General features: G+C 45.3%; 19 protein-coding genes. All 19 read right to left on the bottom strand.

Annotated features, from left to right (window positions below; all coding sequences use genetic code 11):
• Positions 1–45 precede the first annotated feature (45 nt).
• The gene (locus NE638_RS05330) at positions 46–2,058 is read right to left on the bottom strand and encodes a site-specific DNA-methyltransferase (protein ID WP_244094804.1); all 2,013 of its coding nucleotides are present in this window, start codon (positions 2,056–2,058) and stop codon (positions 46–48) included.
• 16 nt (positions 2,059–2,074) lie between these two features.
• The gene (locus tag NE638_RS05325; RefSeq protein WP_129974820.1) at positions 2,075–2,269 is read right to left on the bottom strand and encodes a helix-turn-helix domain-containing protein; all 195 of its coding nucleotides are present in this window, start codon (positions 2,267–2,269) and stop codon (positions 2,075–2,077) included.
• Between the two features lie 347 nt (positions 2,270–2,616).
• Positions 2,617–3,276 (bottom strand): vWA domain-containing protein, encoded by a 660-nt coding sequence (locus NE638_RS05320; protein WP_110104170.1) that lies wholly within the window; start codon positions 3,274–3,276, stop codon positions 2,617–2,619.
• Between the two features lie 109 nt (positions 3,277–3,385).
• Positions 3,386–4,402, bottom strand: a complete 1,017-nt coding sequence (locus tag NE638_RS05315; RefSeq protein ID WP_173745875.1) for an O-acetyl-ADP-ribose deacetylase — start codon at positions 4,400–4,402, stop codon at positions 3,386–3,388.
• 722 nt (positions 4,403–5,124) lie between these two features.
• The gene (locus NE638_RS05310; protein ID WP_173745874.1) at positions 5,125–5,805 is read right to left on the bottom strand and encodes a hypothetical protein; all 681 of its coding nucleotides are present in this window, start codon (positions 5,803–5,805) and stop codon (positions 5,125–5,127) included.
• 14 nt (positions 5,806–5,819) lie between these two features.
• A complete protein-coding gene (locus tag NE638_RS05305; RefSeq protein WP_244094803.1) occupies positions 5,820–6,806 on the bottom strand; it encodes a hypothetical protein in 987 nt (328 codons plus the stop codon).
• Entirely contained in the window at positions 6,803–7,168 is a 366-nt protein-coding gene (locus tag NE638_RS05300; RefSeq protein WP_173745873.1) for a hypothetical protein, read from the bottom strand. The genes NE638_RS05305 and NE638_RS05300 overlap by 4 nt, the downstream gene beginning before the upstream one ends.
• Entirely contained in the window at positions 7,152–7,526 is a 375-nt protein-coding gene (locus NE638_RS05295) for a hypothetical protein (protein ID WP_173745872.1), read from the bottom strand. Before NE638_RS05295 ends, NE638_RS05300 begins: the two co-directional genes overlap by 17 nt.
• A complete protein-coding gene (locus NE638_RS05290; protein WP_244094802.1) occupies positions 7,523–7,876 on the bottom strand; it encodes a hypothetical protein in 354 nt (117 codons plus the stop codon). Before NE638_RS05290 ends, NE638_RS05295 begins: the two co-directional genes overlap by 4 nt.
• 51 nt (positions 7,877–7,927) lie before the next feature.
• Positions 7,928–8,233, bottom strand: coding sequence for a hypothetical protein (locus NE638_RS05285; protein ID WP_071144195.1), 306 nt, complete (start codon positions 8,231–8,233; stop codon positions 7,928–7,930).
• Positions 8,223–8,468 carry a hypothetical protein gene (locus tag NE638_RS05280; protein ID WP_173745871.1) on the bottom strand — a complete coding sequence of 82 codons (246 nt, stop codon included), beginning with the start codon at positions 8,466–8,468 and terminating at the stop codon, positions 8,223–8,225. Before NE638_RS05280 ends, NE638_RS05285 begins: the two co-directional genes overlap by 11 nt.
• Positions 8,465–8,620 (bottom strand): XkdX family protein, encoded by a 156-nt coding sequence (locus NE638_RS05275; RefSeq protein ID WP_173745870.1) that lies wholly within the window; start codon positions 8,618–8,620, stop codon positions 8,465–8,467. Before NE638_RS05275 ends, NE638_RS05280 begins: the two co-directional genes overlap by 4 nt.
• Complete coding sequence (locus NE638_RS05270) at positions 8,620–8,946, bottom strand: hypothetical protein (RefSeq protein ID WP_173745869.1); 327 nt, start codon at positions 8,944–8,946, stop codon at positions 8,620–8,622. Before NE638_RS05270 ends, NE638_RS05275 begins: the two co-directional genes overlap by 1 nt.
• A complete protein-coding gene (locus tag NE638_RS05265) occupies positions 8,855–10,240 on the bottom strand; it encodes an RNA-directed DNA polymerase (protein WP_173745868.1) in 1,386 nt (461 codons plus the stop codon). Before NE638_RS05265 ends, NE638_RS05270 begins: the two co-directional genes overlap by 92 nt.
• Before the next feature lie 364 nt (positions 10,241–10,604).
• A complete protein-coding gene (locus NE638_RS05260) occupies positions 10,605–11,900 on the bottom strand; it encodes a hypothetical protein (protein WP_173745867.1) in 1,296 nt (431 codons plus the stop codon).
• Between the two features lie 3 nt (positions 11,901–11,903).
• Positions 11,904–12,335 carry an alanine-zipper protein gene (locus tag NE638_RS05255; RefSeq protein WP_173745866.1) on the bottom strand — a complete coding sequence of 144 codons (432 nt, stop codon included), beginning with the start codon at positions 12,333–12,335 and terminating at the stop codon, positions 11,904–11,906.
• Positions 12,336–12,425: 90 nt separating this feature from the next.
• The gene (locus NE638_RS05250; protein ID WP_173745865.1) at positions 12,426–13,487 is read right to left on the bottom strand and encodes a BppU family phage baseplate upper protein; all 1,062 of its coding nucleotides are present in this window, start codon (positions 13,485–13,487) and stop codon (positions 12,426–12,428) included.
• A 29-nt stretch (positions 13,488–13,516) separates the two neighbouring features.
• On the bottom strand, positions 13,517–13,723 hold the full coding sequence (locus NE638_RS05245) for a hypothetical protein (RefSeq protein ID WP_173745864.1): 207 nt from the start codon (positions 13,721–13,723) through the stop codon (positions 13,517–13,519).
• Positions 13,720–15,132, bottom strand: a 1,413-nt coding sequence (locus NE638_RS05240) for a hypothetical protein (RefSeq protein WP_330603376.1), incomplete at its 5' end; no start/stop codon positions are given. The genes NE638_RS05240 and NE638_RS05245, both read right to left, overlap by 4 nt.

Genomic DNA, 15,132 nt, shown 5'->3' with positions numbered 1-15,132 from the left:
GTAAAGCTGATACGCATTTTCAACATTCAGATTTTTTACCATCGATTAATAGTTCACTTCATAATCGGTTGCTAAGAATACGGTTTGGATTTCAGGATGTTCTGCAAGCTTTTCTGCGAAATCGGCAAATGTATTCTCGTTGATCAAGACTGCAAATTGATTCTCCGGCAAGATCAGCATGTCCGGCATTTGCTCTCCGGTCAATTCCGGACATTTTCCTTTTGCACCAGTTTTCAACCACAACGTAGGCAACATTTCCGAAAAACGCATACCGAGAGAAACCGCTGTCGGATCCAAGAACCCAAGTTTGAAGAATGCTGCATTTGCTTTGAAACCATCTGCCATATGCATCAGCGGTTCACTGCCAAGATAATCACCCTTGAGCGGATTGCCGTTTACATCATGCCCCTCAATAGTGCAGACCGTGCGCGGCCAAGTGACATAGTGGGCAATGCCAAGCTTTTCCCATTCCGCATCACCGGGCTGATATCCTTGAGCTAATAGCGTACCTGCTTCTTCCGCAGAAACTTCATTGTTTGTCACCATGATACAGCGTCTGTGCCCGCCATCTTCAGCATTGAGCAAGTTCACTGCATGCATAGTCGTGCCTGATCCAGAGAAAAAGTCAAGTATAAGCGCATTTGTTTTCTGCGCAACAAAAAAGCGAATAGCATCATGTACTGCATATAACGATTTAGGAAAAGGAAATTGTCTGCCAAGAAGTATTTTTGTCAACAGATCCGTTCCTTGTCTCGTTGCATCATGTGACTTGATGCGCCATTGTGTTCCCGGCATAATATCACGCACTTCATTTGAAGAGATAATAGATCCATCATCAGCGTATCCATCAATTTTGTATGTTCCATCTTCTACTTTCCGTATCTCACCGCTTGTCAGAAAAGTAATGGGCACACCGTTTTTTGTCGGCCTACCAAATTTGATATATCCTTTGGATTTATATTCCAAGAACTTATCACGATTTATATTCCAATAATGTTCCCTCCCTTGTGTATCAACAGGGAAAACTGCGAAAGTTCCTTCCGGAGGAATAACAGTAGTTCTGTCTGTCCCTAGCGGCAATGGTTCACCAACGCTATGGTATTTGCCTTCAGTGGTAAAAAACACAGGATAGAAATTCCCAGGACTTCTTTCACGAAAACCAGCGCTTCCGCTTCTAATCAAATACTTCCATGTTAAATGCGTTGCCCTTTCGTCATCTGGATTCATACGCCATTCATCAGATAGTGGCAGTCTTTGTATTGTTGCTTCTCCAAATACAAGAATAAAAATATATTCATCTAACCTTGTAAACTGTTGCTTGCGCGCGGAACCCTTAAAACTAATTACACTGCTGATCATCTGCATTATCGCTTCTGGAAACATTTCTTCCAACAAGCAACCAAGATGCAGATATTCCTTTTCATCAATGGTTACAATTAGTACAGAATCTTTGGGATTGAGCAGCTTTTTGGCAAGCCTCAGGCGACGCTGCATGAAGGAAAGCCACTTGCTGTGGCGATATGCATCAGCTCCGTCCACATAGTCATTGTTATATTTCCAGTCCTTAGCGCCGGTATTGTAGGGCGGGTCAATATAAATGCAATCCACCTTACCCGCATACAAATATTCCAAAAGTTGCAAGGCGTGATAGTTATCCGCTTCAATCAGCGTGTGCCAAAGATCGCTATCCGGTGCATTGCAAACCGAATCCAACGGTTTCAGATAGGGATAGATGGATTCTCCAAATTCTGCAACACGAACAATATCCTTCAGCTCAAAGGTGACTGCTTCATCTTTCTGTTCTGACTTAACGCAAACAACAGTATCTCCTTCGATTTTCAGAACCACATAGATGGATTTGTCATCCTTGCTGTCCCGGCGCATAACATTACAGCCTCTTTTGATAGGCATATCATAGAGAGGCGTGCTTTCTGGCATATGTTCTTCAAAGACCAAGCCGAATTTCTTTTGCTTGGCCATTTTACTCACTTCTTCTTGGATTCTATTTCGAAGAGTCTCATCTTGGATCTGGCTAATTAAATCATTGATTGCAGCCATTGGTACGACCCCTTTCTTAGTTTTCTTTTGTCTTCACGTAGCGACCACTCTTGATTCTTGCGTCAGCTGGCTTTTCCGCATCCTCTGGAATCGCCCAGTATGAACCGATTTTCGTTGCTCCGGGAATTCGTCCGGCTTTACAAAGATCACTGATCCACCTTGCCGAAAGGTTCCATTTTTCCGCTGTCTGTCTGATTGATAAATAGCCCATACACCTCTCCGATCTAATCCGAGCAAATTCTACATGTAATCACAATAATTGTACTCCAAACCTCGCGGAAAATCAAGATGTTCTGTCCTCATTGCGCTTGGGATTTCGTGCACCCCACTAATTCGCAAGCAGGGCTTTCGTGACACGAAAGCGATTTTCTGCTTGTTGGGGAAACTTCCCAATCCCCTTAGAACGCTGCCTGCGGCATCGGGCTGCTGCGTCTCCGTTCCACTCCGGTCCGCGCAAAGCAGACGTCCACCGGACGTCTTGCGCCGTTCCGGATGCTTTAACAGCAGTTCCGCCAAAGAAAAAACCGGAATGAATCATCATCCCGGCTTCAAAAACATTTACTTGTGCTTGCAACCTCCACGCTTTTTGTAGTCCTCGTCTATACGCTTTTTCCAATCTGCGCTCAGCGGAGCACTGCACCGGACAGAGCTGATTGCTTCGCTGACCACTTCATAATTCAACGCGGTTCCTTCACTGTCGCACTGATAGTTGACTGCACGATCTGCACCGATTCCGAATTGGCTTGCAGTCTCTACTGCGTCAATATTGGCACCAAGGAACAAAAACTCCCAACCGTATTTCGCTTTCTGCCGCTCGATCATCTGCTTCACTTTTTCGCTGTTGTACCGGCGGCTGGCATTTTCCATTCCGTCCGTAGTGATTACGAACATGGTATGTTCCGGCACGTCCTCCGGCCTTGCGTACTTATGAACATTTCCAATGTGATGAATCGCACCGCCGATGGCATCTAAGAGTGCTGTGCATCCGCGAACCGTGTAGTCACGGTCAGTCATCGGTCGGATATCCTTTACATTTACACGGTCGTGCAGGACTTCGCTCACATTGTCAAACAGCACCGTTGAGATCAGTGCTTCGCCCTCTGCTTTTTTCTGCTGCTCAATCATGGAATTGAATCCGCCGATGGTATCCCGTTCCAATCCGCTCATGGAACCGCTGCGGTCTAAGATAAAAACGATCTCTGTTAAATTTTTTCTCATATGCTTGTCCTCCCAAAAGATTATGGCTGCTCGGTTTCGTACCTTACAGCCATAATATAGCGATTTTCTTTTGTGAAGTGGTCGCATAGAAAACGACATTTCTTTGTCCTTATGCCCCGATCAGGCTCTGGTCAAAAGCAAACAATGCCTCGTTGATTTCATACACATTGTAGTTTCCCCGTTCGACAAAATATTCTACAATGATATCGAATTTGCTCGAATGGGAAAGGGTAAATCCTGCCTTGCCGAGCATCTCCTGCATCTGGGCAAGCGGCAACTCCAAAGCGAGAGCAAATGCCAGCACTGTTGGTTTGGATGGCTTATAGAATTTATCAGAGCGAATTTTGGAAAAGAGCTTCCGGTCAATGTTTGCCTTCTTGTAGCACTGAACATCCGTCATGCCGCTTTCGTCAATCTTCCGCAGCAGCATTTCCGAAAAGCTCTCATCAATCTGCCCCAGTGCCTCCTCCAGAGATTGACTGCTGCAAGATTTACAGATTGCTTCGGACGGCAGCGGGGCAGATGCAGCTTCAAAGCAGGATTCCTCTGACAGCGCTTCAAGCCGCCGTCTCTGTTCTACTCGACTGTCGGTATGTTCATCCACATACCAGTCATCTATGTACGCCGCGATATCAGCAAACAGTTTTCCGCTAATCTGATATGCCTTCTTATCAAAGATAACGATGTAGACCATCATCTCATTTTCCAGCAAGAATGCACTGATGGTATCGACTGCAACCTTCAGAGCCTGGTCTTTTGGATAGCCGTAGATGCCGGAGGAAATCAGCGGAAAAGCCACCGCCTGACAGCCATTTTCTTTTGCCAGGTTCAAAGATGTCCGATAACAGGATTCCAGAAGCTGTTGTTCCTGATGCTTGCCATCTCGCCAGCGCGGGCCGACTGCATGAATCACATATTTGCAGGGCAGGCGATATCCCTTTGTGATTTTTGCGCTGCCAGTCTCGCAGCCATGCAGCGTACTGCATTCTGCAAGCAGTTCCGGTCCGGCGGCACGATGAATGCAGCCGTCCACACCACCGCCGCCCAAAAGAGAAGTGTTGGCAGCATTGACGATTGCGTCAACGCGCATTTTTGTAATATCGTTTCTGATAATCTGTAACGACATGAAGCATACCTCCCATTCGTCCGATCAGAGTCCTTGTCTGATCAAATATCTATTAAAGTGTCTCATACATTGCTTTCAATTTTTTCGGCGCTACACCGTTCCTGCAAGTACACTGCCATAAAGGGCAAATATATTTGCTTCCCGTCCGTATTGTTCTATGCTATAATACTATTGTTGTCCAACCGAAACCCGGCAACGGGAGGAGGTGAACCTCATGGAATTTATTATTTCTTTCTTTGTCTCCTGCATGGCTGGTGTAGCCTGCCACTACATCATCAAATGGTTAGACGGCGACAAGTAAGGACAGCACTGACCTAGTGGTTTCTTGTCCACTATAAAAAATAAGAAGAAGCCCTCAGTATTCGCGGTACTGGGGGCTTCATTCTTTTTGTCCTCATGGACTTATTATTTCTTTTGCCTACTGGCATTATATCATACACAATTTTTCTTTGCAATATACTCAATATATTTTTTAAGGTGTTTTGTGCGCTACGTGTGTTCTACACTTCAAAATCGACCCCTTTTTAGAAAATTTTAGAAATTTCAAATATAAAAAACCCCGGAAAATCAAGGCTTTCCGAGGTTTTAATAAATTTCCGTATTCGATTGGAATTATCGCTTGCATAACTCCGAACGCCTATTTTCGGGCATTTTTCAAGCATTTGTTCGTTACCTGTGTTTTACACATAAAACCCCGTCTTGTTTCCCGTTGTTTTATTATATCATAACTGCTCGAATTGTACATGCTCTGATTCTCCAGAGAGGTAAAGGTCGCCGATTGTTCTGACCATCTTCTTTCCGTCCACAACATGAATCTCTTTCACATAATATGACTGTCCTCTGATAGCACGACCGCAGATGTTACCATTGCCCCACGCTGCTGAACGTCTGATGTTGAGTGAACCATCGCAAACGACAGTCACTCTCATTTTGCCCTGCGGGATAATAACTTTGTCCTCCGGCTCGTCCTCTGATGTATCGTCCGGCTCTGTATTTGCCCCATTTTCGCCGTTTTCCTGTTCGGTCGGTGGATTTGTTACCTCGCCCCCGTTTGAGGCGCTCTCGTCATCCTCTGCGTTCTCCTGTGTGTATTTCTGTTCATTGTCTCCTGTGGCAAGTTCGCTCACATCGTCATTGACTGTCGTCATTTCTTTGAGTGTCTCTGCGTCTACTGTTCCGGTCTTTTTTCCGTCTGCATCATATGTGTTGACACTGCCGTCCGGATTTGTCTGCAACGCTCCCTCCGGAACATCATCCGTGAGCGAACCGATGGCCTTTCCTGTTTCATCCCAAACAATGAGGCTCTCGTCCTTTGCTGCTGCCTTGAGTGCTGCATCAAGTTTCTTGTACTCTTTGCAGTCCTCTTTCTTAAACTTTGTTCCTTTGCCTAAATAGTATAACATGATTATCCCTCCTGTTATCTTAAAATTCTATTGACTTCATTTTGAACTGCCTTTGCATCATATCCCGCTGCTGTGAGGCGATTCGTTCTGTCGCTACCATTTCCCCATTTTCCGTTGATGACCTCTTTTGCCACTTCATTGATGCTTTTGCTCGGTGCTGATGTTTCTCCTTTTAAGATTCTGTTGACTTCATTTTGAACCGCCTTTGCATCATATCCCGCTGCTGTGAGGCGATTCGTTCTGTCGCTACCATTTCCCCATTTTCCGTTGATGACCTCTTTTGCCACTTCATTGATGCTTTTGCTCGGTGCTGATGTTTCTCCTTTTAAGATTCTGTTGACTTCATTTTGAACCGCCTTTGCATCATATCCCGCTGCTGTGAGGCAATTCGTTCTGTCGCTACCATTTCCCCATTTTCCGTTGACGACCTCTTTTGCCACTTCATTGATGCTTTTGCTCGGTGCTGATGTTTCGGGCGCTTTTGAACCTGTTGTCAGATTTGTCGCAACGTGAGCGTTGTCGTTGAGGAGAATATCTCCCTCAAGCAAATACGCATCCGATGTCAGATATTTGCTATCTGTCAACACCTCGAATCCTGCTGCCTTGAGACCCGCTCTCATGTTTCCGGTATAGAGATAAATGCTCACATTCTTCATTTTCTCATTTCCCAGTCTGTAACCTGCACCCTTTACGATTGCAGCGACACCGGATGAACAATCTGCCTCACACGCAATCGTGATTTGTGCAGGGTCGTAATTCGATGCCTTGAGATGCTCCCAAAATGTGTATCTCTCTGACTGGTCATATCCGATTTTGTCATTGACCGCTGCTGCCTTTGCCATGCTTGCGATCATTTTTCTAACCTTTGCATCCGGATGACGGAGTACACATTTCCACGGGCGATTATACCAGTTTATAACCCGCCACTCTGTTCTCGTCTGGTCTCCTGCCTTTCCTCCGCTGTATCTGTTGTTTTCATCATGTCCACAATTTGAAATCATTTGTTTTCCTCCTTGTCAAATTCATCTGCTGTGAATCCGCATAATTCCGGATTCTTTTCCTGTATTTTGTCATATAGCATCAAGCATCCGACGATCAACGGTGTCCCCCACCACATCAACGCAGCGGGTATCGAAAGAATAAATCCGCACACCCTTGTCACCGCTTTTCCGAATCTCGCCTCGTCCGTGTCGATATAACAATCACCGCATTTCCTCATTTCCTCCCGCATCTCTTTGTCTAAATCAAAAGAGATTTTCCAAAAGAAAATATTGACTGCTGCAAATACGGCAACCGCCATGATTGCATATATCAACACAAGCATCTGCATATTTCCGATTACGAAATTACATAGCTTTTTCACCGACCTCACCTGCCTCACCGTTCACGAGTTCCTGCATCGCTTTGTTGCTCTCAAGCATTTTTTTCATTTTCTCAAGTGCTTCATCAACCATCATTGAAAAAGCCTCGAACGAGATCACCCTTGCAAGCCATGCGAACCGTGCAACGAACATATCATATACATATCGCAGCTTGATTTGACCTGTACCGCCTCCCATTTCCTTTTCTGCTTTTGTGACTGCATAAAGCAACCATTCTCTCACTTTGTTCAACTGCTTGTCTGACGGCATTTTCACGAAAACATATACCGCATATCCTCCCGCTGCCAATACCGCAATCAGACCCACAATCACGAACCAATTCTCGACGATGTATTTCATCCTTGTACCTCCTCGTCATTCTGCTCCGGTTCATCATTGTGTTGTATTTCTCCGTTCGGCTTTGTTCCCTTGACCGTTTTCACGGACTTAATGAGTGCCATTGCCCCGCCCTCAACCGAAAGAAATCTGAATACATTCTCAATCAGTGTCGACGGCTCTGAACCCATCCGTAAAAACACAAATATCATCACGACTGTAAAGATAAATGCTGCAAGAATCAAAGTGAATACAACACGTTTCATGAACAGACCGGACACCTTTTTGTCATGTCTCTCTTTTCGCTCTCTTATCCGGTACATTCTTTTCAGATGCCGGATTCTGATGCGACGTTCCTGTTCTGTCATTCTCATGTATTGCCTCTTTTCTGTGAGGTTGATTCTTGCCTGTTTCCTGCCCTCCTGTTATCGGTCGGAATGCTGTTCTCCGTCCAGTCTCTTGTGATAACTCTTGAGTGACTGTTCCACAATGACAACACGCTCTCTCAATGTTTTCATCTCCTCACGGTTCTCTCTCGATTCCCGTTTGATGTCTTTGAGGTCATCCGCAATGTTCTCAAGTTTCACCATCACCATTGTGTCGGTCGTTGCTCTCTGTTCTGCATCTTCCTGTGTGTCCTTTTTCTCATTTCTCTGCTTTGAGCAGATTCCAAAAAAAATCGCAAACGCAACAGATACCCCGGAGAGCAGCAAGGAAATCTCAATCGTCAACGGCGTTCTCCTTTCCGAACTCTGTCGCCTCGATGTCATCGGTGTCGCAATACCTCCGCATCCCATATTCGAGAACATCCATCTCCCTGTCTGTCTCTTTTATGTCCTGCCGGAGTTCTGCTTTGACCGCCTCCTCGATTTTCGACTGTTCAATGATTGTTTGCTGCTTTTTCACGATTGTGGATAGGTTCTCCGTCACATCACACAATCGTGAGATTATTTCAAGCGGACTCATTCTGCATCACCGCCGGAGTATTTCTCCCCTGTGATGTATTCATATTCTTCCGCTGAAATGCTACCTCTCGCCACTCTCTCGGCGATCTGCTCCTTTGTGAGCGTTTTTTTGACTGTGTACATTCTTTTCAGACTTTCAACAAGTATTCTCATTAAATCAGACCCTCCTCGATTAACTGTGCGGTGTATTCGTCGATGACCGCATCTTTCTGAAACTGTGTCACGGATTCGACGATTCCGGATGTGTTCTCCTCAACGATGGACTTCATGAGTGCCATGTTCTCATATTCCTCGACCGTCATTTCCTTTTCGTCATACTGCCATTCGGTCACGGTCTGCATCTTTCCGTCTGCTCCCTCAACCTCTTTCTCCACCTGCTCGATGTTCTTACGCAGATAAACCGTTGATGGAGACGATGTCCTGTCGATTTCCTCCGGACGTTCCGACTGTGTTCCTGTCACCTTTTTCCAGTCTGTCATGTTCGTTCTCCTTTCTACTATGCTTTGAAACTATCCTCTTGAGTTTCTTAACATTGATTTTTGGTTTGATGTAATCAATGTAATAGTTGTATGTGTCCGTGTGTTTGAACAATCCCATATATGACAACATCACCGATGCGTTATACCATGAAATTTTATTCTGCTTTGAGATATGGTTTGCCTTGCGTCTCGCAGCCTCAATGTTTGATTTCCGGATGGTTGTCCGGTCATGGTGAAATTGAAATCCCATGAAATCAAGCATACGACCCTTTGTGACCTGCTTTCCGTCTTTATCAAGTACCGGATTCCCGCCTTTATCAAATACCGGATATTCAAATCTAAACACCTGCCAATCGCCTTTTATTTCAAGGTCGAGGTTGTCATTCAGATATGTTTCGATTGCTGCATGTATTTTGTGTAGTTTCTTTTTGCTCTTTCCCAGTATTACCATGTCGTCCATGTATCGCATGTAATGTTCTGCACGGAGTTCCTCTTTGATGTAGTGGTCGAGTGCTTTCAAGTAAAAATTGCCGAACCATTGCGATGTGAAATATCCCAACGGAACGCCTTTTCGCATCTCCTCAATAATTTCTTTCAGTTCATCGAACATCGCTCCTGTGATGCCGATTTCCTGCAATATCTCCAACGCTCCGGAGATGTCGTCAAATGCTATGCATCCGACAAGCGTTTTTGTCTGCTCTGCATCTATCTCAACGCCTGCATCCGTCAAAATCTTTGCAACGAGTGCTATTTTGTCATGTTCAATCAGTATGCAGAGTAATCTATAAAACCCTTTATCTCGAATTACCTCTTTGAGTTTCCTTTTGAGGATTCTCCGGTTTATGGATTCAAAGAAATGGTGAACATCCATCTTTAGAACAAAGAATTTCTTTCCGTCGTAGGAATCAAGCCATTTTCTCATGTACTTCTTTCCGTAATGAACACCCCTGCCCGGAATGCTCCCGCATGAAAATTCATACAATCCATTCATCACAATCGGTTTGAACTGACCTATTGCACAATGATGAATAACCTGCTCATATTTGTAATGCGGTTTCAATATACGGCGTGTTTTCTTGCTGCTGCTCTCGTTGATGATGCTCGGTTTGTGATAGTCCGGAATGAACAACTCCTCTGTCAACATCTTTTTCAAGAGTTCTGTGTGTTCGTCGAGGTTCTCTAATACCTCCCGCACATCATTCCTGTTCTTTTTCTTTTTGGATGCATTTATAAAACACTGTTTTATGTAGTCGTCTTGTAACATTGGTTCATATAGGTTGTTGTAACTTCTCATATAGTATTTTCTTATCTCCTATCGGTTTTTGTGCGGATGCTTACTCAACCGACCCTATATCCGGAATGATTTTCGCCTTGTGGCGTGGGATATAGGCTGCATTTGATTAAACGCTCCGATATGAGAAGAAATTGGACGCACCGATGTTCCAGTTCGCATTGCCCGCAGAATTGTTCAAATTCAAGTAATCCGCACCGCAGTTCTCGCCATTGTTACAGTTACCGCCGACAAGGGCGACCGCAGGGAGCAGGAACACCGCCCGACACCGCACCCTATATCCCTATATTCATTTTTCTAAAAACGACCACACCGCCTAACGGCGGGAATAGCGGAGGCGTTCCCCCTCCGTTCCTCCCCCTGCTGCTTACGCAGCGATAGGCTGTTCTAAGAAAACGGACGCACCGAAGCTCCAGTACGCATTGCCCGCAGAATAGCTCAAAATCAAGGAATCCGCACCGCAGCTCTCGCCATAGCTACAGCTACCGCCGACAAGGACGACCGCAGTAATTCCGGCATTCCACCAAAAATAGTCACATGTGTATGTGCTACTGCTGCCACCTATTGAATTGACAATGCGTCCGAATCTGCTTGACTTTGTTCCTTTCTGATAACCGTTGCCGGATGATGCGAATGTGATTCCGACCTTTTCAAAGTCCTTTCCTGTCAGATTGTACGGAGGTGTCATTTTTGCAAGGATTTCACCGCCTACCATCAACAGACCATTGATTCTATCCCAACGGTTGCCCCACCATTTTTCAATGTAGAACACTTTGACCTCATGTGTTGTGTCGTTATATCCGAAAAACTGTCCTTTGTCCTTGAGTGTTCCGGTCGCAAGGTGTCCGTAATTCTGTGATGCATTATCAACATATCCGGATGTCTGACCCTGTCCGAATGCAGTCTGTGAATTGTCTGTCTTTGACATAATCTTGAGCATACAATTCAACAGGTTTCGTTTGCTCCATGAGCCGATATTCCATCCCGCACCGTTTGCCTTTGCTCTTGCAATCTCTGTTGATGCGTTTGTGTTATACATGAGTGCCTGTCCTGCAAGTGAGCGGATGCGTGTTCCATCATACGAACCGCCGAACATCGGGAAATAGAGTTTGTCCGCATGTGAACCGTCCTCTCTGACATATGCGTCATCGTTGTATGATTCATCGTACTGGACGTTTGAAATAATCATGTACTCATAGTTTCCGACTTCAAACTGTGAGAGCCAAATCTTGCCCTTGTCACCGCTGCCATCGAATACACTCATTGCATTTCCTCCGTATGCCGTGTTTGAGACATCGGATGCCGTTTTTCCGTCTGCTTTCTTTGTGTGGTCGTTCGGGTCGAGTTTATAATCTTCTGTGCCGTCATATTTGACCATTGCCGGATAATTGTTCTTTACAAAAAAGACGTTTCCCCAGTCTCCAAAATCGAACCGTCCGGCAGAATAATTCATCGCAGCGGGTGTCATTCCCACCGCATCGAAAAGGTATGTGCAGCGTGTCGCCGGATTGCTGTCATTTTTATTGATTTTCAGTCCGTAACGCTTTACTCCCTTTACTCTTACATCCTCCCCGACTGCTGCCAGTATTGCGTTTGTATTCGCATAGGTGCGGTCGAGTGTTTCTTTGTCTGCTACTTTTACAATTACGTCTCCGCTTGCCATGTGTTAAGCCTCCCTTATCGTCAAAATTCCATCCTCAACCGTGAGGACACATGTTTTCTTTGTGACGGTATCAACCATAGTGTTGAGACCGTTCACAATGCCTTGACACGCTTTTGCTGCTGCACTCGCTGTCGACGCTGCATTGTTTGCCGTTGCTGCTGCACCGTTTGCACTGTTCGTCGCCTCCGTCATGTTCTTACTGAAATTGTTCACGGTGTTCATATATCCCTGTGTCAATGTCAGTATTTCCTCATAACGGGCATTGTTAACGATAATCGGCAGGTCAAAAAATTTCTTTTTACCATCTCCCTGTCTGATTTGATAATGACCGGATGTGTCAATCTCAACTCCGATTTCTCTTTCCTTGAGAATCAGAGTGTCCTCAACTGCTTTCCAGTCTGCCGTTGTTCCGGTGCATGGTCTGATTGCTGCCATTGTTCAACCTCCTTTGCTCCGTGATTATGGAATATATCACACAATCACTCCTTTGTGTTCGTTTCGCCGTCTGTTTCCAGTATCATGGAATTATACTGCTAATTGTCGGGAGGTCGGCGTTCCTCCGTCAAAATCAACGCCCTCATTCGCATTTCTGACCTGTGGCGTTGCTCCGTCAATGAATACCGGTGTCACCGTTCGCAGATACGGCGTTTCTCCGTCACAATCAAGATACATGCTCGAATATAACGCCTCTGCACGGTTGAAATAGTCCTGCACACTCTCAAGGATTTTCTCTGCTGATGCAAGCAGTGAATTTTGAATCGTGTCATCAATATCCTTTTTGTCCTGCTCGACCTGTTTCTTTGCCTCTGCAACTGCTGTCTGCATCTGTGACACATCCTGTCGAATCTGTGTCGCCGTGTTCAATGTCGCCTCAAGCTGCTCTTGATTCTGCAATGCGTCCTCTGCCCGCTCTGTGACCTCTTTGCAGGCTGTCGTCGCCCTCTTGGATTCATCCGTTGCATCGTTCGTATTCTTGACCGCCTGTGAGGTGTCCTGCTGCCTCTGCTGCTCCTGTTGGATGCGGGTGTTTTCATTCTGCTGTCGATTATTCTCTGCTGTCGCTCTTGCCTGTTCTGCTTTTACTCTCGCATTTTCTGCGGTCACTCTTGCCTGTTCCGCTTTCTTGACTGCCTCATTCGTGCTGTCAATACTCTCAATGTGACCCTTGACACGATTCTCAAGTTCTGTGAACTCATTCGCTGATAGAATCGCATTGTCGTTCCTCTGTGACGGTTCAATCTCCATTGTGAACGATGCGGATGTGATAACCTGTGAATCGTCACTCGTCCGGATTTCAATGTCACAATACGCCGTTCCGGAGGCTGCAAGTGCTTGATTTGTCAGTTCGACCGTCACATCCGAACCGGAATATGTACATGTGTTATACACATGTTTCCCGTCCGGCTTTGCAATATTGATGACCACTCTCGACCCTGTCGGGATTGTGTACGCTTCACCGTTATTGAGTAATTTCGCAATGATGAATCGTGTTGCCTTGTCTCCCTGCTTTGCAGATACTAAATATCTTTTCGTGTCTCCGGACATCTCAAGATTGATGTATGTTATCAATTTCGTCAACGCTGCCATGCTCTCGCCTCCTCTCGGTGCTGCCTCTTTTATTCTCCCTGTTCCTCAATCCAGTCATTGATGAATTTTTTCAGCCAATCAATATGGCTTTGTGCCTCCTCGCTCAAAACCGTCATGCTGCCTTTGTTGTTGTCACTGGTGGTTTTTCCGCTGTCGGTCATTTCCGTGTATGTGAACCCCAGTCGCTGCCCCTGTGCTGCATTTGTGGCGTTGAATCCTGTGATAACTCGTCTCATTCTGATTCCTCCATTCTTTCAATTATTCGGTTTTGTTCTTCCTGTACTTCGATTTCATCCTTTTCCATCTCATACAGTAACATCATCTGATTTCTCATTTGCTCATTGAGCATTTCCTGCTCCTCTGCCGTTATATCTTCTTTTTCCGTTATATCAGACTGTTCAATCCTTGTGTCTCTGTTTCCCTTTTGTCTTGTCTTTACTTCCCAGTAAAATTCAAGTTTCGGTGTGCCTTTTACTACAAAATAACCGTCTTTTTCATTTGTTGATTCAACGTATAATTCGCCTGTTCCCTTTGCGGTGAGCATTACAATATATTTCATGTCTCTCTCTACTGTCAGCAGGAAATCATCATCAAGATACACATAGCATTGACCGTCCTCGTCAAGTTTTCCCGTTCCCATGTCTCCGAATGTAGGGGATGCCGTTTCATATGCGTACATCTCGATGTTCCGTCCGTCATCGGTGTGTATGATTCGTGTTTTCTTCCCTAAACATCCGATAGCTCCATACGCATATATATCATTATTCGCCGTGAATCCATATCCCCATAGAGTGCCACCGTCTTCACCGACATATATATTTTTCCCGACATATCCCAGTAACATGGAGTAATTGAGTTGTGACAATGTCCCTATTTTAAATTCACTATTGATGTACAATCCGGAATAAAATTTCGGCGATAGCGCAAACACATTCCCCACATTGGTGATTTCACAGTTTCCTCCAATGAGCAGCGAACCTCCTGTGATTGTTAACGCCTTTGTTTCTGCCGAACCGTCTGTGTTAATTTTAAAATTTGAGTTTGCCGTCACTGCTCCGTTCAAACTTATTTTTTCTGCATTTATCGACACTTTTTCTGCTGACTGATTGATTTTTGAGATAATCTCGTCACTTCCGACTTTTTTTGAAACAGTTGATTCAATCGCATCCGCTTTTACTTTAATTGCAGAGTTCATTTCTTCCGTTGTGGAATACTCTGTCAACTTCTCGTCGGTCGCTGCATTAGCGTTCTTCTCCGCTGCATTGGCTGCATCCTGTGCCGTCTTATTCGCTGCGGTGATCTTCTCTGACACAGAGGTTTTTGTCTCATAGGTCTTTGACACTCCTAAATTGATTTCATCGGCTTTCATGTCGATTGCCGATTTCATCTCCTCTGTGGTGGAATACTCTGTCAGCTTCTCATCGGTCGCTGCATTAGCGTTCTTCTCCGCTGCATTGGCTGCATCCTGTGCCGTCTTATTCGCTGCGGTGATCTTCTCTGACACAGAGGTTTTTGTCTCATAGGTCTTTGACACCCCTAAATTGATTTCATCGGCTTTCATGTCGATTGCCGATTTCATCTCCTCTGTGGTGGAATACTCTGTCAGCTTCTCATCGGTCGCTGCATTAGCGTTCTTCTCCGCTGC

Source organism: Blautia sp. MSK.18.38, from assembly GCF_024460535.1.
Taxonomy (GTDB): Bacteria; Bacillota; Clostridia; order Lachnospirales; family Lachnospiraceae; genus Blautia_A; species Blautia_A fusiformis.
Note: the sequence above shows the minus strand (reverse complement) of the source record. Positions and strands in the feature narration are given on the sequence as shown.